This window comes from Methanothrix soehngenii GP6 (genome assembly GCF_000204415.1).
In the GTDB taxonomy this organism is placed as follows: domain Archaea; phylum Halobacteriota; class Methanosarcinia; order Methanotrichales; family Methanotrichaceae; genus Methanothrix; species Methanothrix soehngenii.
In genome coordinates, this window is record NC_015416.1 from 12270 (window position 1) to 29987 (window position 17718).

The 17718-nt window shown below is 50.6% G+C and carries 17 protein-coding genes and 1 pseudogene; 10 read left to right on the top strand and 8 right to left on the bottom strand.

What is annotated here, in order from left to right; translation table 11 throughout:
* The first annotated feature begins 27 nt into the window (after positions 1-27).
* Complete coding sequence (locus MCON_RS00035) at positions 28-933, top strand: tetratricopeptide repeat protein (protein WP_048131543.1); 906 nt, start codon at positions 28-30, stop codon at positions 931-933.
* 73 nt (positions 934-1006) lie between these two features.
* Here the strand turns inward: MCON_RS00035 and MCON_RS00040 are convergent, their stop codons facing one another.
* The 3 genes and pseudogenes from MCON_RS00040 to MCON_RS16580 form a co-directional block, all read right to left on the bottom strand.
* Positions 1007-2251: an LVIVD repeat-containing protein gene (locus tag MCON_RS00040; protein WP_013717998.1), complete on the bottom strand. Its 1245-nt coding sequence runs from the start codon at positions 2249-2251 to the stop codon at positions 1007-1009.
* Positions 2248-3582, bottom strand: a complete 1335-nt coding sequence (locus MCON_RS00045) for a hypothetical protein (protein ID WP_013717999.1) — start codon at positions 3580-3582, stop codon at positions 2248-2250. The genes MCON_RS00040 and MCON_RS00045 overlap by 4 nt, the downstream gene beginning before the upstream one ends.
* A gap of 223 nt (positions 3583-3805) precedes the next feature.
* Positions 3806-4984: pseudogene (locus MCON_RS16580) on the bottom strand (aminotransferase-like domain-containing protein).
* A gap of 300 nt (positions 4985-5284) precedes the next feature.
* On the opposite strand from MCON_RS16580, the gene MCON_RS00055 reads away from it, so the two are divergent.
* From MCON_RS00055 to MCON_RS00075, 5 genes are all read left to right on the top strand, one after another.
* Positions 5285-5572: a hypothetical protein gene (locus MCON_RS00055; RefSeq protein ID WP_013718000.1), complete on the top strand. Its 288-nt coding sequence runs from the start codon at positions 5285-5287 to the stop codon at positions 5570-5572.
* A gap of 68 nt (positions 5573-5640) precedes the next feature.
* Positions 5641-6747 (top strand): DUF362 domain-containing protein, encoded by a 1107-nt coding sequence (locus MCON_RS00060; protein ID WP_013718001.1) that lies wholly within the window; start codon positions 5641-5643, stop codon positions 6745-6747.
* Between the two features lie 2 nt (positions 6748-6749).
* On the top strand, positions 6750-7325 hold the full coding sequence (locus MCON_RS00065) for a flavodoxin family protein (protein WP_013718002.1): 576 nt from the start codon (positions 6750-6752) through the stop codon (positions 7323-7325).
* Positions 7326-7546: 221 nt separating this feature from the next.
* Positions 7547-8698: a phosphoserine phosphatase SerB gene (serB, locus tag MCON_RS00070; RefSeq protein WP_013718003.1), complete on the top strand. Its 1152-nt coding sequence runs from the start codon at positions 7547-7549 to the stop codon at positions 8696-8698.
* A 167-nt stretch (positions 8699-8865) separates the two neighbouring features.
* Positions 8866-9081: a type II toxin-antitoxin system HicB family antitoxin gene (locus tag MCON_RS00075; protein ID WP_048131544.1), complete on the top strand. Its 216-nt coding sequence runs from the start codon at positions 8866-8868 to the stop codon at positions 9079-9081.
* Positions 9082-9191: 110 nt separating this feature from the next.
* On the opposite strand, the gene MCON_RS00080 is transcribed toward MCON_RS00075, so the two are convergent.
* The 5 genes from MCON_RS00080 to MCON_RS00100 form a co-directional block, all read right to left on the bottom strand.
* The gene (locus tag MCON_RS00080) at positions 9192-9371 is read right to left on the bottom strand and encodes a YHS domain-containing protein (protein ID WP_013718005.1); all 180 of its coding nucleotides are present in this window, start codon (positions 9369-9371) and stop codon (positions 9192-9194) included.
* Positions 9372-9376: 5 nt separating this feature from the next.
* Positions 9377-11866 (bottom strand): heavy metal translocating P-type ATPase, encoded by a 2490-nt coding sequence (locus tag MCON_RS00085; RefSeq protein ID WP_013718006.1) that lies wholly within the window; start codon positions 11864-11866, stop codon positions 9377-9379.
* Positions 11867-11915: 49 nt separating this feature from the next.
* A complete protein-coding gene (locus MCON_RS00090) occupies positions 11916-12449 on the bottom strand; it encodes a ferredoxin-thioredoxin reductase catalytic domain-containing protein (protein WP_013718007.1) in 534 nt (177 codons plus the stop codon).
* Positions 12446-12724 carry a glutaredoxin family protein gene (locus MCON_RS00095; protein WP_048131545.1) on the bottom strand — a complete coding sequence of 93 codons (279 nt, stop codon included), beginning with the start codon at positions 12722-12724 and terminating at the stop codon, positions 12446-12448. The genes MCON_RS00090 and MCON_RS00095 overlap by 4 nt, the downstream gene beginning before the upstream one ends.
* A gap of 207 nt (positions 12725-12931) precedes the next feature.
* Complete coding sequence (locus MCON_RS00100; protein ID WP_013718009.1) at positions 12932-13690, bottom strand: hypothetical protein; 759 nt, start codon at positions 13688-13690, stop codon at positions 12932-12934.
* Between the two features lie 202 nt (positions 13691-13892).
* On the opposite strand from MCON_RS00100, the gene MCON_RS00105 reads away from it, so the two are divergent.
* The 4 genes from MCON_RS00105 (at position 13893) to MCON_RS00120 (ending at position 17668) form a co-directional block, all read left to right on the top strand.
* Entirely contained in the window at positions 13893-15056 is a 1164-nt protein-coding gene (locus MCON_RS00105; protein ID WP_013718010.1) for an Nre family DNA repair protein, read from the top strand.
* Between the two features lie 82 nt (positions 15057-15138).
* The gene (locus MCON_RS00110; protein WP_157863586.1) at positions 15139-16014 is read left to right on the top strand and encodes a hypothetical protein; all 876 of its coding nucleotides are present in this window, start codon (positions 15139-15141) and stop codon (positions 16012-16014) included.
* 148 nt (positions 16015-16162) lie between these two features.
* A complete protein-coding gene (locus MCON_RS00115; RefSeq protein WP_013718012.1) occupies positions 16163-17302 on the top strand; it encodes an inositol-3-phosphate synthase in 1140 nt (379 codons plus the stop codon).
* 39 nt (positions 17303-17341) lie between these two features.
* Complete coding sequence (locus MCON_RS00120) at positions 17342-17668, top strand: cupin domain-containing protein (protein ID WP_013718013.1); 327 nt, start codon at positions 17342-17344, stop codon at positions 17666-17668.
* Positions 17669-17718 lie beyond the last annotated feature (50 nt).

The window sequence follows — 17718 nt, forward strand, 5'->3', positions numbered from 1 at the left end:
ATTGCTCTTGTATGCGCAGCTCTAACTATGCAATGCGCCTCTGCTTTTGCAGAGGATACTGCCAGTTACTGGCTGGACAAAGGCAATGAATCCTGCAAAGAAGCTTTCAATGAATCGGGAAACATGACCTTGAGAAATCTCATTCTCACCGATGCCGTTGAGTCTTACGAAAAGGCCATACAGATCGAGCCGCACTCATCGTTGGCCTGGCTGAAGAAGGCGATCGCCTACTTCGAAATGGGAAATTATATTGAGGCTCTCGATAGCGTAAATAGGTCCATCGAGATTGATCCTGTAAATGCAGACGCCCTCTATATGAAGGCCGGTTTTTATGGCGAGACTGGAAGGACGAGGGATGCACTGCAAGCCTTCAACGAAACCCTGGAAGTAGACCCGGAAAGGATTGATGCCTGGTTCTGGAAGGCAGATTTCCTGGCCAGCATGGGAAGCTATGAAGAGGCGCTGAATGCCTATAACCGGACCATCGAAATTGACCCAGAGTCGATGAATGCCGCAAGATCCTGGGACAGCAAGAGCTATGTTTTGAAAAAGATGGGCCTGGAAGATCAGGCTAAAAGCGCCGCAGCCATGGCGGCAGAAACCTACGATAAGGCCATAGAGCAGAATCCAAACGATGCCAATGCCTGGTTCGGCAAAGGCTGCAATCTAAACGATCAGGGCAGGTATGACGAGGCTGCTGTGGCTTTGAACAGATCCGTCGAGCTGGCGCCCGCCTTCATTAATGCCTGGTATTTCAGAGCGGTGGCCCTGAATGCGACGGGCCGGTACGAGGAGGCCGTCAGATCCCTTGACAAATTCCTTGAGGCAAATCCGGAACATTCTTTGGCCTGGAAGCTCAAAGGAGAGGCTCTTTCCGCTTTAGGTCGCGATAAAGAGGCGCAGTCTGCTTTTGAGATGGTCAGAGTGGGCTAGGGGGGAGCGACCTCATGCCCAATTATTTTCAGCATTCATGATACCAATCTTGGTAACATCAATGATATTCCGACTAGGATCCCCTACATACGAATAAAGGATCTCTGACATCAGATACGTCGATTATTGCTACACCTCTATCAGTATTTGCTACGATAGCCATGTCTTCGAATAATGTCACACCCTCAACCCATCCGGAGAACGGACATTTTCCGATCAATTTTGGATTTGAAGGATTTGACATGTCAATTACTAGAAGTCCATTATCCTTCGAATCTTCATGGTTCCCATTAGCCAGATACAAAATATTATCTCTTATGGCCAGTCCCTCTGCGCAGGCATTATTTCCAGATCTGAATTGAGATATCACCTCCGGTCTGAAGGGATTAGATACGTCTATTACTATCAAGCCCTGTGGTCCGGCAGCTACGTATACATAGTTTCCTTCACCGCGGACGATTTCCGCGCAGGGATCTTCCAGGTAAACATTTAGCTCATTACTCTCCTTTTGGATGCTTATCCGTTTCGTGCTATTCTCCATTATTGCCCAATAACTATCATTATTTTTAACAATAGTGTCACCATTTTCGAGGGAAAAACCATTTTGATGAAATTTATTTAAGATGTGTTTTTCTATTGTCCCATTGATTAAATATTTTCCAGACTCCGGGCCCATGGAAAAGAGGTAAATCATTCCTGACCATATTGCCTGCCCTAAGTATTTAGGTAAGACTGGGTTGGAAACATCCACCACAGCTAATCCGTTTTCATTATCCGCAATATAAGCATAGTTCCCTGAACTCCACACGTCCCAAGCAGTGCCAGGAGTTTCGCATTTGCCCACGATTCTTACTGCAGATGAATCTCCGATCTCATAGATATGAAGCCCTTCCGTTCCAGCAGCTACATATGCATAACTATCCTTTATGAATAAGCCAAAGCCGGAACCCATATCGCTGATATATGAGACCATTGGATAATATGGATTTGAAATATTAATAATTGCAAGTTCTCCTTTCACAAAGGGGTCGTTTCCGTTTGGTAGAGATGCTACAAATGCATAATTGCCAGCTAATTTAATGTTCCTGAAATAAAGTCCCTTGGGCGGGTATAAGACGGAGACCATGTCCAGTCGAGATCTATTCGAGTCCAGCTGGAATATCTTCATCCCCCGGTCTCCTTCCACGGCAAAAACATATCCATCGTCGGAAGATGCAACATCAAAAGTATAACCCGCAGGAGATTTAATTATTGTCACAAATAATATAACGACAGAAATCACAAAGATTGTTACTAGGATCGTCCATTTGTTTGTCATAATTCTGCATTTAATTGTCTAGGATCGTCAAAATGAGTCTGGACTTCTGAAGAGTTCAATCCATATGTAAAATATGCTCTTCTAAATTGCCGATAGTAGCCTGGATGCTCCTGGAAATGATGGGAGTCATCGAATACCGCTAATCTGGAATACGGGTACGAGTCGCTGACCCATTGTCCCATTTCCACTGCACAAACCTGATCGCCAGTTCCAGACCAAACCATAACCTCTCCTTTGTAGCGAGAGCGGTTCAGATTTATCTGTGTTGTCGGTATTTCTCCCTTCTCACGAGCTTTAATGAAATCGGCGAGAAGGACCTTTGCCCACTCGATCGCCAGGCAAACTTCTTTCGAAGAGGCAGGATGGTAGTTTTCTAGATCTTCAGCCATCAATTCGTATAGGCGCACCTTGACTTCTAACTCCCTTGGCGCATTGAACAACGAGTATATCAAGGGAAAATTGTTAGATGGCACAAGCCAGCTTTTCATATAGGTGAATTTATCTCCCAATGAAGAATTATTTGTCCTACTGTCAGCTATTTTCTTCTGCAGATCCACATCTCCTCCCTGGCCAATCATAAATAGCATGAATGCCAAGGATGCAGTTGCATCTCCTTTTTGAGCTAATGCAAAGTAAGAGCTCGCTACAGCCGGATTTGATTCATATGTATTTTTATTGAAAGTGGTATTATGCTCCCTGGCCAGATCCGGGCCGCCGCTCGCTTCAATTAAAGCCCTAGATACATGGTCTCCATATTTGTCCAAATATTGCTGAACTAGAACTCCACCTCCTGAACGACCATAGACCATGATTTTGCCGTTCTTTGGCAGCAGCCCCTTTTTTTGCATGTCTCGCCTTATCGCTTCGATGTCATCTATCTGTTCGTTGGAGCCGTAGAGCTTCATCGCTAACGTATAATTCACGGAACCGTCTTTATCAAATACTTCTGGAAATAATGTGGGGCTTACGCCACGATTTCCTATGAGCACGTACGAGAGTCCGCCTAAACTGGCATCAAAATCTCTCCAGGAGGTCGTTAATCCTACAGCCTCTTGTTGGTTATCACAAAGCCAAAAAACAACATTATCTCCAGCTATAAATTCAGGATTCAAGAGGTAAAAATCAGTAAAATTTCCAAGAGATGGGTCTTGATGATTGATTGGAATTTGCAGGTAATGATGGTATTCATCTGGCAGCATCTCAGGGTAATAGCTGCCAGCTGCCAGACGAGTGTGTGGCACTGCATTAAAATTCTGGTATTCATGCCAGCCATAAACTCCGCTTATGACGATAATTGCAAGAAGCAAGATGGCAGCTATTTTCCATTTCATATTTTAAAAGTCTCCAAGACAGAAATTGTGGTCTAGCATTCCATATTAGTACTAATACTGCTTTAATGATATAAATTTTGTGTATATTGCATGATTCATGATAATTTATCATACTAATTCTGCGCTTGTTAAATTGCGAAATTAATTGAAAATTAAGAGGGGACAAGCATGCGCTCCTCCCCACCCTTAAGGACGGGGTCTCCGCGCTGCTACGGAGATGAACCTAGGACATCATCGAATTGATCGCCCGCCCAAGCCTTGCTATTCCCTCCACGATCCTCTCCTCATCCGAGTTAGAGAAGTTCAACCTCATGGTGTTCTCCCCACCACCATTGGCGAAGAACGCCTGCCCCGGCACGAAGGCGACATTCTCCTTTATGGCACGCCCGAACAGCTCAAGCGAGGATATCCCTTCAGGAAGGGTAACCCAGAGGAACATGCCTCCCTCGGGCCGGGTATGCTCGACTCCCGCCGGGAAGCTTTCCTCTATGGCCTCAACCATTGTGTCCCTCTGCCTCCTGTAGGCGGCCCGTATCTTTTCTATATGGCTATTGATATCGTTATCCACGAGATACTGGTGAACCACCCTTTGAGCGAAGCAGCTGGAGTGCAGATCTGCGGCCTGCTTGGCAACGATGAGCTTTTCCATAATCTCCTCACGGGCGCATATCCAGCCCAGCCTGAAACCAGGTGATACCAGCTTTGAGAAGGAGCCGAGCATTATGGCCTGGTCCCCAAGGAAGGCCTTCATGGGTGCAACCTCCTCGCCCATGAACCTCAGATCGCTGTAGGGATTGTCATCGATGAGGGCCACGTTACGGTCTTTTAGCACATCTGCGATCTCCTGACGCTTGCTAGAGGAGTAGGTAATGCCGGTAGGGTTTTGGAAGTTGGTAACTGCGTAGACGAGCTTGACCTGATGCTCTGAAAGCGCTCTATCAAGCGCATCTGCGTCCATTCCGTCGTGATGCAAGGGAACCGATAGGAACTAAGGCTCGAACATCCCGAAGGACTGAATCGCTGCCAGGTAGGTCGGCCTCTCCACGATGACCCTGTCACCCTTGTTCAGGAAGACCTTCCCTGCCAGATCCAGGCCCTGCTGGGAGCCTGTTGTGATCAGGATCTCCTCTGGACTGACCTTGAGGCCCTTTTCTGCATATCTCTTGGCGATGTACTCTCTCAAAGGGGGATGGCCCTCGGTGGTGGCATACTGAAGGGCTGCATAGCCGCATTCGCCAAGTACCTTTTGGGCCGCCTCTGCTACCTCGCTCACAGGGAAGAACCTCGGATTGGGAAGACCGCCAGCAAATGAGATGATGCTGGGGTCCTCAGTTACCTTCAATATCTCTCTGATGAACGACTTATGGACTGATGACATTCTGTCGGCGAATTGGCTATCCATTTTATCCTCTTCCTGTCTCAACCTTGCTTTTTGGTCAAATGTGCTGATTTATAGGATTTAAGCGGATCGGCATAACATGTCTGCGGGAGCTTGCAGGCTTTTAATACTGTTGGCTATCTATCAAAAATCGCCGGCTATTGCTGCTTTGGGCAGAAAAGCCATCTGCATTATCCATCACCTGATCGCAAATCGGTGGATGATCGATGATTGGGGCTGTGAATAAAAATCGATGCTGACTTGAAGTATCATACCCTGCAAACAGGTTTAAATTCAAGCTAGACTATATGTCTATGATTTAAAATGTCCATTGAAGTCGATATTCCCAAAGAATTAGAGTTTAAAATAAAAGCGAATAAAGAGCTTAATGCTCTTGTGAAGAGAAGGATAGAACGTCAGATATCAACTGATATAAAAAATGACGTATTTATCTCCATGATCTGCGATGATCTTCTTAAGGACAGCGAGCTAGAGGAGAAAGATATCGACCAGATTGATCATAAGATAAAGAGAGGAATAGCGGAGAAGCTACGAGTCCTCACCACGAGAGAGATTCTGTCATTGCTGAGCATCCACGAGCCTGATTTCTAATTCTTTGCCCCACCACCAAATTCATCTACTGCCAACATAATACCATACTAATCTGGTGGTGGCAGGAATTGAAAAGCACAGTCTTTTTTGCCGGGGTCAGAGCGAGAAGCCCGGAGGACAATCTGCAAAACAAGATCATGCGGCTCTTTGATGCTGCAGGATTTCCCTATATCATGAAGAAAGGAGACCTGACAGCGATCAAGATTCATTTCGGAGAGCAGGGAAACAGCTCTTATGTGAATCCCGTCCTGGTTCGACCCGTGGCCGATAAGATCAGATCTGCAGGAGGACAGCCTTTTCTAACCGACACCAATACCCTTTACGGAGGCAGCCGCTCCAATGCCGTCCGCCACCTGCAGACCGCAGAGGAGCACGGCTTTGGCCGGACGGTGGCCGGAGCGCCGGTGATCATTGCCGATGGCCTGCAGGGAGACAACTACCGGGAGGTGGCCATCTCCGGAAAGCACTTCCAGCGGGTCAAAATTGCCGGTGAGATCGCCTCCGCCCAGAGCATGATAGTTGTATCCCACTTCAAAGGCCACCTGCCCGCCGGCTTTGGAGGGGCGATCAAGAACCTGGGGATGGGCTGTGCCCCCGCCCTCGGGAAATCGGACCAGCATTCCGCCCGGCCCATATTCAATGCCGAGCTATGTGAAGGCTGTCGGGCCTGTGCAGATGGCTGCCCCAACCAGGCCATCACTGTGAAAAAGAAGATAACCCAGATCGACTACAGCCTGTGCACCGGCTGCGGCAAGTGCCTGCGCCTCTGCCCTGCTCATGCCCTGGACTTCGACTGGATTGTGGAGGTGCCGCCATTCATGGAGAGGATGGTGGAGTATGCCCTGGGGGCAGTGACCGGAAAGGAGGGCAAGGTGGGATTCTTCAATTTCCTTCTCAACATCACCCCTGACTGCGACTGTGTGCCCTGGAGCGACACCCCCATTGTGCCGGACATCGGCATCCTGGCCTCAAAGGACCCTGTTGCCATAGATCAGGCCAGCTATGACCTGGTAAACCGGCAGGCTGGCCTGAAAAATACTCTTTTGGAGAGGAATCTTGAGCCGGGCGAGGATAAGTTCCTGGGGATCTGGGAGAGCACTACGGGCAACATTCAGATGGATTACGGGGAGAGGATAGGTCTGGGCAGGAAGGACTATCAGCTGGAGGAGGTCTGAACATGAAGGTTATAGCATTCAACGGCAGCCCACGACGGGATGGAAACACCGCCACCCTCCTGGCAGCAGTCCTCCGGGAATTGGAGAGCCAGGGGATTGAGACGGAGCTGGTGCACCTTATAGGCACCCTGGCTGGCTGCAAAGCCTGCTTCAAATGCAAAGAGATGAAGAACGGCCGGTGCATTCAGGACAAGGACATGATAAATCAGTGCATCGAGAAGATGGCTGCAGCGGACGGCATCATAATCGGCTCGCCCACCCATTTTGCCGATCTCACTCCCGAGACCAAGGCCCTCATCGATCGGGCCGGTTTTGTGGCCATGGCCAATGGATATATGTTCAAGCGTAAGGTTGGGGCGGCGGTGGTGGCCGTTCGCCGGGCAGGGGCGATCCACGTCTTCGACTCCATCAACCACCTTTTCCTGATCAGCCAGATGATCATCGCCGGGTCAAGCTACTGGAACATAGGCATGGGCCTGGAGGAGAGGGATGTGGAGAGGGACCAAGAGGGGCTGGCGACCATGCGGACCCTGGGGCAGAACATGGGCTGGCTCTTAAAAAAGATTGCAACTGAGTGAATCAACAGGAGGCAATCGAATAAAAAAAATAGTTAATTTAAATTTTTCATTCCCTTCCATGCCATGTCCCAAATCCCCTCCTTCGCCCACTCCGCCCCCTTCTATCCGAAAAGGTATTTAGGCTTGAGATATAGGCTTGAGAGGACTAGTGTGATAGCGATGCAACCACCGACAAAGGGGGACTGTGCCTTCTGACAGACGATCTCTGGGTCATATCTTTCATGGGCCGGGACAGATCCGGGCTCATACGCGACATTCTGAGCGAGCCTGCTATGCAAAACGTCAACATCGTGGACATGGATCAGAAGGTGATGCAGGGAATCAGCGTCATGACAGTTGTTGCCGATTTCGAATCAGCAAAAGTCACCCCGCAGAAGCTGGAAAAATGGTACCGGGATAATGCAGAGAGCCTGGCCATCGACTTCTCCTTCCTCCCCCTGGAGAAGCATCAGGGCCGGCGCCAGACCGCGAAAGAGCTCTATATCGTCACCATTCTCGCCAAAGACAGGCCGGGGATCATTCGCGACGTAGCGGAGGTGGCCGCCAGGAATGGTGTCAACCTGGAGAGGGCCTCGGTTACCGCCCGGGGGGAGCTCATCTCCATCGAGTTTCTGATGGACTTTGCCGATTGCAGTGCGGACGACTGCCGATCACAGCTTAAGAAGGAGTGCGAAGGCCTGGGGCTGGATGTGGTGATACAGGATCTGGGCCGCTCCCGAAAAGAGAAGAGGCTCATCGTTTTTGATATGGACATGACCATAGTGGACTTCGAGATAATCAACCGCCTGGCCAGCTTTGCCGGTGTGGACGAGCAAGTGAAAGCGATCACAGACCGGGCGATGAACGGCGAGATGGACTTCAAAGAATCCCTCCGCCAGAGGGTGCGCCTCTTGAAGGGAATGCCCTTTTCCACCCTGCAAGAGATCGCTGCCGACCTTCAGCTGACCCCAGGCTCTGAGGAGCTCATCCACCACTTAAAGCAGGTCGGATACAAGATCGCCCTGATCAGCGGCGGATTCACTTACTTTACGGATGTGCTCAAAGAGCGCCTGGGATTCGATTATGCCTTTGCCAACGATCTGGAGATCGAGGACGGAGTCCTCACCGGAGAGATCAAAGGGGAGATCATCGATGCCGAGGCCAAGGGGCGGATCATCTATGATCTTGCCGAGCGGGAGAAGATCAGCCCGGACAACATCGTCGCAGTGGGGGATGGGGCCAACGACTGCCTGATGATCAAGAATGCCGGCCTGGGAGTGGCCTTCAATGCCAAAGAGGTTCTAAAGAAGGTCTCGGACGGATCGCTATCCAGGGAGAACCTTCTGGGATTACTGAATGTGCTGGGGCTGGCGGAGAAGGAGAGAGAGGTCTAGGCGAATACATCCATACGCACGCTCACTGGCTAAAGCCGTATCTCCCTATGAAAGCGTGGGGCAAAAGAATCCAAGAGACTGAGCTCAAATGACGATAAGGCCCACTCCTTCCTGGCCACCAATAGTGGGCATAATTTTATTTTCTAAGAATGCAACCTACATGACAGATGCAGCCGATAAAGATAATAATAGAAATGCATCCGGACGGTTATGTTGCCTATCCTATCGGCATCAAGGGTATCGTAATTGGAGAGGGCGATACATATGGAGAAGCCCTTGCCGATGTCAAGTCTGCCATTCAATTCCACATCGAGACATTTGGCCGGGAATCCATAGAGATAGACGGAATTAGTGAGACTTTTGTGGCTGAAGTGGTAGTGTGAATCGCATTTCCATGAGAAGAATCAATCCAGATGGAAGAAAGACGCCTCTGACACTGCCGAATCAAAGGAGATCAAAGGCTCTACTCTATTAATAATGCGCTTTGGCCCCTTCACCTGATGCCGCCTCCCCCGCCCTTGACCATCTCTCCACCCAGATGCTTCTCCGGATTCTGGTCAAAGGCCTTCTTGCACCCCGGAGCGCAGAAGTAATACTTCTTGCCCTTGTACTCGCTCACCAGCTTCGCCGTCTTCTCGTCCACCGCCATCTTGCATATGGGATCTATTGCCATCTTCCTCATCCTCCAGTGCCCGTAATCCTGATTGCTTTCTTTTTCGTTGCTGGCGGTATATATCTCTTGAGCAGCAGAGAGAGGGTGACCACAGTCACAGAAGAGAGGGCCATGGCAAGGCCGGCCAGCTCCGGCCGGAAGGTGATGCCATAGAGCGGATAGAGAGCCCCCGCAGCCACCGGAACCAGCAGGGCATTGTAGGCGAAGGCCCAGAAGATGTTCAGCTTGATCCTGGATATGACCTTGCGGCTGAGCTGAATGGCAGCCACAGCATCCAGAAGGTCGTCTTTCATCAAGACGATATCACCGGTCTCAATGGCCACATCTGTGCCGCTGCCTATGGCAATCCCCACATCAGCTTCCGCAAGAGCGGGAGCATCATTGATGCCATCCCCTACAAAGCCCACCCGGCTACCCGCCTCCTTCAGCCTTCTGACCTCATGGGCCTTCTCCTCGGGCAGAACCTCCGAAAGAGTTTTCTGAATGCCGATCTTCTCTGCCACTCTGGCCGCGCTGCGAGGATTGTCGCCGGTGATCATCACCACCTCAAGATTCATCTTTTTCAGCTCTTCGACTGCATAAGCAGATGAATCCTTGAGCCTGTCGGATATGGCCAAAACTCCGGACGCCTTTCCGTCCACAGCCACTAGCATGGCCGTCTTTCCCTCCTCCTCATATCCAATAGCTTTCTGGAGGAGGCCGTCAGGCATAGCGATATCCATCTCATCGAAGAGAATCCTGTTTCCTGCAGCCACGCTCATCCCGGCGATGCGGGCAACGACCCCCTTTCCGGGAAAGGCCTCAAACTGCTCAGCCGGAAGAAGATCAAATCCATCCTCCTTCGCACGTCGCACCACCGCCTCGGCCAGAGGATGCTCGCTGGGCTTTTCCGCTGACGCTGCCAGGCGCAGGAGCTTTCTCTCATCCATCTCCCAGGCGAAAAGGTCGACCACATCCGGCCGGCCAATGGTCAGAGTCCCGGTCTTGTCAAAAGCCACCACATCGAGCTTCTCCGCCGCTTCTAGAGCCTCGCCGCTCTTGACCAGAATCCCCAGCTCCGCTCCTCTTCCAATGCCCACGGTTATGGCAGTGGGCGAGGCCAGCCCCAGGGCACAGGGACAGGCCACCACCAGCACGGATATGAGCGCAGTCAGAGAGAAGAGAAGGGTATTGTGGGCTACGAAATACCAGTAAACAAAAGCCGCAGCAGCGATTGCCAGAATGGTGGGAATGAAGTAGGCCACTATCCGGTCTGCAATCCTCTGCATGGCGGGCCTTGAGCCCTGGGCCTCCTGGACCAGTGCTATGATCCCCGCCAGGACGGTATCCTTCCCCACCCTGGTGGCCTTGAAGGTCAATGAACCATTCTTGTTCATGGTCCCTCCTACCACCTTCTCGCCGGCGGCCTTGAAAGCGGGGACTGGCTCTCCAGTGATCATGGACTCATCCACATAGCTTTCTCCCTCCACCACCAGGCCGTCTGCCGGAACCTTCTCCCCCGGCCGGACCAGGACCAGATCGTCGACCATTACCTCAACTGCTGCCACCTCGATCTGCCGTCCATCTCTTAAGACAGTGGCCTGTCTTGGCTGCAGCCCAACCAGCTTCCGGATGGCCTCGGATGTGCGCCCTTTGGCGTTGGCCTCCAGGTAGCGGCCCAGTGTCAGGAAGGTGGCGAGCATCACCGCTGTCTCATAGAACATGAAATCCGGGGTGAGAACGATCCCAAAGGTCCCCAGGATGCTGGAGGCATAAGCCACGCCAATGCCCATGCCGTACATTACATCCATGTCCAGTGTTCTGTTTCTCAGAGCTCTCGTGGCCGCCTTAAAAATAGGATGGCTGACATAGACGAATACGGGAAGGGATACTACCAGCATGAGCAAGCTCATTAAGTTTGGAACTGCAGTGGAGATACCAGAGGGGATGATCCGGTGGAGAGGAATGTACATCATGGCCATGAGAAGAATGCTGGCTGCGAAGCCGATGATAATTCGCCGCTTCTTATCAGAAAGGTCCTTCTCTCGCAGCTCCCTTTCCTTTTCCGCTGCCTCTTCCGTCTCCTCTCCGGCAACCCCTATGAACTGGTAGCCAGATTCGATGATGGCCTTCTTCATGTCCTCCAGGCCTACCATCCCGGGATTGTAGGTAACACGAGCCTTCTCAGCCGCCAGGTTTACCTGCACATCAACCACGCCATCCAGCTTTCTCAGGGCCGCTTCTATGGCTCCCACGCACATGGCACAGGCCATGCCCCCTATCTTGAGCACAGTCTGCTGATCGATAACATCGTAACCTAGATCTCGAATTGCTTTTTCGATATCAACGAGCTTGATTTTACTGGGATCATACTTTGCCGTCGCCGTCTCTCCTCCCAGATTGACCCGAACCCAGGAGACACCATCCAGGTTCTGGAGGGCTTTCTCAATAGCAGATGTGCAGGCGGCGCACATCATTCCTTCCACCTTCAGCTCAGCTATTCTTTCTTCAGCCATGAAAACCCCCCCTTTGCGGTTTGATTGCTTCAAATAGCCCTGATCCGCTCTAAATGAATCGCTCAAACCTCTCTTTGCCTGCTTTGCAGATGGGACAGACCTCCGGAGGGCCATCTCTGCCGCATAGATAGCCGCAGACAACGCACCTCCAGACGGGAACTGAGAGCTTCTGGCCCAGGATAGCTGCTCTGGATCCCGGTGTCTCTCCCTGTGACTGCAATTTTTGCCTTTCTTCCAAGGGAGGCCTTCTCTCCGGGATTGAGCTCAGCTCCTGCTTGCCCTCGATCACAGCCTTTGAGACGTATAGGGCGCAGTAGCAGGCCCCAGATTCTGTGATATCTGCATCTCGGTAGTTGCAGGGGCAGATTATATCCAGATCCTCGGACCTGTCATCTGCTGCCAGACGACAGGGGCAGGCTTGGTAGCCGTAACGGCGCTCGTTAACAATTAATCCATTGATAAGGCCTTTGACGAAATCGATATCCGGATTGAGGTAATATCCTCCCTGCTTTGCATCCTTTGCCAGACGGGCATGCATCCGGTCGATCTCCTCTTGAGTCGGCTCTTGAATATCATTCTTCATAAGCCCAGAGCCTCCTTGATCTCTTTCTCCTTGAAGCCGATGATCGCCTTATCGTTGACCACCAGGGTAGGAAAAGAGGTGCTGGGATTAAATCGCTTGACACTTGCGATAGCCTTTGCCCTCTCCTCCCCTTTTAAAAGATCCACGTAAATATAGTCGAAGGCGACTCCAACTGAGGATAGGAATTCCTTGGTCTTTTTGCACCAGATGCAGGTGCTCAGTGCATAAAGCATGATCTTGCCCTTATCCTTGCCTGTCACATGTTCGAGACTCATAAAATCACTAACCATCAGTTAATATGTCTTTGCAGATAAATAAGTAATCATGAATAAGTAATCGTGAGCATGATAGCATTATCCGAATAGGATCCGGATGAGACCATCAGATTAAGATTATGCGAGCAGGATTGGTCGAGATCGAATAAGCATCCTAATACCCCAAAAAATTTGGCCCAACCAGATTCACAATCTCTTGCTACTGGTTTATTCGTAGGGATTGTATGGCTGGCCCTGGGAGGAAGACGGATAGCTATATGTGTATATCATCGGCCCATCATCATATGAGTAGTAATACGGGTAGGGATATGGATAAGGATAGGGCATCGGGCTGGGGCCAGGACTCGGATCAACCCAGTGGCTGGGACCGTTGACATATATATAAGCGTAGTTGCTCCAGCCATTGCAGTAATACTGGAGGATGTGCCATCCAGGAACATCAGCGTAGAACCATCTCTTATACCAGCCTGGATAGTAGACATTTCCTGCATAATTTGTAACCAGCGATCCAGAGGGATACCACTCATAAAACCAGATGTTTCCCTTTCCCGAAATCTGCATCCATAAGGGCAGGTTGGCATAAAGATTGCAGCCCGCGACGGTCTGGGACGCATACGAGATATAAAGGCTATTCTGAGACATTCCTCCAGGTGGATAGGTCGCCTGAGGATAGGTCGCTTTGGTGGAGATCGGACTGGAAGAGGTCGATTTCAAGCTCTCCGGAGCGGAGGAATAGGCTGCCTCTTCGGTTGACCTTATTATGGTCTGGCCGCTCTCCTGCACAGAGGGAGACTGTCCTGAGGTCGTGATCGTTTTCGGTATCTCCAGCCCCATGGATTCAGGACTGGTGGGCGTGGACGGAGTAGGTGCGCCCCCAGTTGTGGTGGTGGAGTAAGGTGTCAATTGCCCCAGCGATGCGGTGCAAAGGAGCATGAGCATTGCCATTGCCAATAGAGTCCATTTCATCTAGGATCATCTCTGCAATTCATTGACCCTATGAATGTAAATAGATAACTGTCCAGATAAAATATATTTCTCCAAGAACTCGTATTTGTCCGCATATCTTCAATATGTTTGAGATGATAATATAAAATTTTTTAATCAATGAAAAACACATTCGCCCTGCATCCATCACATTTTTATTCACATCACAGTAAACCGGATCTTTGTGATCAAGGGCAAGGAAGCCTATCTAAAGAAGCTGACTGCCAGCATGTATATCCCTTCCCAGGAGGTAGGAAAGGAGCTGGATGGCAGCACCCCACCTTCTGTCTTCATCGGCAGCTGGAATTATCCTAAAGTACTCGCCGGACCTATGATTTCTCCCCTGCATGGAGATACCATGGTCATGGACCACCCTGAATCATGGATACCGGAGAATAAAACCCAGGAGGAGATCATAAGGTACCGGCTGAACCTGATAAGAGGCAAGAGATCTGTCAAGGTAACTGATATTGAGAATCGCTTTATAGAAAAGCTTCGCGACATCTCCTTATCCAGTTCGTCCATTGAGAGCGAGGCCCAGTTCATTCAGGCCCCCAAAGGCATGTCCTTTGACGACGTGCATACGCCCTTTGGTCCCAGCGCTCCTCTGGAGAGGTTTGAAATCGGCAACTCTAGGTGGGATCGAGATCTAGAGAAGGTTTACTTCGATGGGGATCTGAAGGCGGCGGATGCGGTGGAAGATCTTCACCAGCGTGGCCTTCCCTTCTCCAGCATCCAGAAGGCCTTCTCAGTGGGTGCAATGGGCATGAAAAAGAAAAGGAGGCTGGTTCCCACCCGCTGGTCTATCACCGCCTGTGATAGCGCCCTTGGCGATCGTCTTCTTCAAAAGGTGAGGGATTATGATATAATCGACTGCTGCCAGATAAGGGAGTTCGCCAGCCTCAACAACTACTATGCCGTTCTTCTCCTCCCCACTGCCTGGCAGTATGAGTGGATGGAGGCATTCCTGCGCATCATGGGAAACGAGGAGCTGATATTCTCCGATTTTGAGACAAATGGCGGCAAGAAGGGATACTCCCGGGTGGGAGGATGCTATTATTCCTGCAAGATGGCGGTCCTGGAGGGGCTGGAGAGGGAGAGAAGGCAGGCAGGGGCGATAATCCTCAGAGAAGCCTATGCCGGTTATGTGCCCCTGGGGGTCTTCAATGTTCGGGAGAATGTGAGAAATGCAATGCACCAGAAGCCCCTGGAGTTCGAGGACATGAGGGCTGCTCTTGGATACATATCCACAAGGCTTGAGCTTCCGGTAAAGAGTTTTATCCGTCAGAGCGATCTTCTCCGGGGGGAGCTAAAGAGCCGCCAGACCACATTGAGCTCCTTTTCATGATATTCTCATTTTTTATGATATTCTAATGATACCATCCTGTTTATCGGAAACCTACTTTAAGTCGGTGATTGAATTACCTTCTATGCCATTCGAAGCTACCAGGATTATGAGCGGTGATATGCCTCCAGAGCTCAGGGAGAGAGTGGACAGAATTGCAGAGGAGTTTATGGCCATCGTCGATCGCCTGGTCGATGAACGCCATCTCCAGAAGGGAATAGCAAGAATTCAGCTGCCATGCAGCATGGTTTTCATCCTTGAAGCTCAGTGGCTTTACATCCTGGGTCAGTTCAGAATGGAGAACAGGATTACAGGCTACTACAATAGACCAGATAAATCATTGACCCTCCAGAAGGTAGCCAGCAATGCTAAGTGGGAGTTTGGTTTTGATGATGCTTTTGTGATCCAGCTTCCAGCTGATCTGCTGGAGAAGAGCACAGAAGAAAGGAAAAGCTCATTGCAGGAGATCGCCTCAAAGCACCTTGATGCAGAGTTTCTGAGGCTGGCCCAGCTTTTAAACTTGATACGCACCCGTCCCATATTTGGGCAGGCCACCCAACCGGTGCAGCCAGGAAGCCTTCTATTGTTGCTAGCTGGGGATGAAGCGGCAAGAATGAATGCAGATTCGATCCTCAGGGCGATCGGTGCCAGCGGGCTGGCAGGCGATGAGGCTGAGGACATCAGAAGCGGAAAGTCTGCCGTCCGGGATTTATGGCGCTCTATCAATCAAGCGGCGTTGATTATTGCCGACCTGACGGGAGCAGATCCCCAGGTCATGTACGCCTTAGGCATCGCTCATACTCTGGGCAAGGATACCATCCTCATCCACCCGCAAGGCTCAAAATATCTGATTGATATTCCTAAAACACAAAGCATTGAGTATGAGGATAGCATTCAGGGCAGGGAAAAGCTGGAGGAGCAGATAAGCGAAACTCTGCGTTCCATGACGGCATCCCTATAGGATTGATAAGACTTGAGCGATCAATAGGATTCCGGGACAGGCCATATTCACCGAAGCCTATAACGTTATATATGTCTTGCCTTTATACGAAGCTCCGAATCCTAACTCAGGTCTCCAGGCTTCACATGACCCAGGAGGGGAAAAGAGTTTGAAGAAGATAAGGTTGGCAATCGCGGGCATAGGAAACTGCGCAAGCTCCCTAGTTCAGGGAATTGAATATTATAAACATGTTGGTAAAGAAAGTTGTATTGGGCTGATGCATTATGATATCAACGGCTATAGAGCTGGTGACATTGATGTTGTCGCTGCCTTTGACATAGATGCTCGAAAGGTAGGGAAGGATGTGAGCCAGGCTATATTTGCCAAGCCCAACTGCACCAATATCTTCTACTCTGATATTCCCCAAAAAAATGTTGAGGTCAAGATGGGACCTGTTTTTGACGGCGTTGCACCTCACATGGAAAACTATCCTGAAGAGAGGAGGTTCGTTGTGGCTGATGCCAAGCCGGTGGATGTAACCCGGGAGCTCGTCGACAGCGGTGCCGACGTCCTGGTAAACTACATGCCCGTAGGGTCGGAGAATGCCACTCGCTTCTATGCTCAGGCGGCTTTAGATGCCGGGGTGGGATTTGTAAACTGCATGCCCGTATTCATCGCATCTAATCCCGAATGGGCAAAGAAGTTTCAGGTGGCAGGGATTCCAATAGTGGGAGATGACATAAAATCTCAGATCGGCGCAACCATTGTGCACCGTGCTCTCACTCAGCTCTTCAAGGACCGGGCCTGCATCATGGACAGGACTTACCAGCTTAACATCGGCGGCAACACCGACTTTTTAAATATGCTCAATCGCGAGAGGCTCAAGTCCAAGAAGATATCCAAGACGGAAGCGGTCCAGTCCATCCTGGACACGCCACTGTGCGATGATGATATTCATATCGGACCCTCGGACTATGTGCCATGGCAGAAGGACAACAAGGTCTGCTTCCTGAGAATGGAGGGCAGGATATTCGGAGATACGCCAATAAATCTAGAGCTGCGTCTCTCAGTCGAGGACTCTCCCAATAGCGGAGGAAGCTCCATCGATGCCATAAGGATATGCAAGCTGGCAAAGGATAGAAAGATCGGAGGGCCGCTGCTGGGCATATCCGCCTACACCATGAAGCACCCCCCAGTGCAATTTCCTGATGAGCTGGCCAAAGAGATGGTGGAGCAGTTCATCCGGGGTGAGGTCTCTGAGCAGGAGATTGCCAGGCCAAAGCAGCGCCAGGCGGCAACTGCTCGATGACCGGGACTTTTTGCTTTAGTCTATTCTGAGGTGAATAAAATGTTCTATCGGTTGAATGAGGCTCCTGGGGTGCAGATGCTGCCAGGCCTCATAAGGCGCACCCTTGTCAGCGGAAAGGCTTTGATGATCTGCCGGTTCGATCTGGAAAGTGGGGTCCAGATCCCTGAGCATTCTCATCCTCACGACCAGGCGGGCTATGTGGTCTCGGGCAGAATTCAGATTACAATAGACGGAAATAGCCTCGAGCTGGGGCCAGGGGACAGCTACTGTGCTCCACCAGGAGTATTGCACAGCGCCAGAGCTCTGGAGGCGACAGTGGTTGTGGATACTTTCAGCCCGCCCAGAGAGGACTATCTCTCCTTATAGCCTCTTTCACTCACTTTCGCCTCGCAAGCACATCGGTTATAATCGATGAG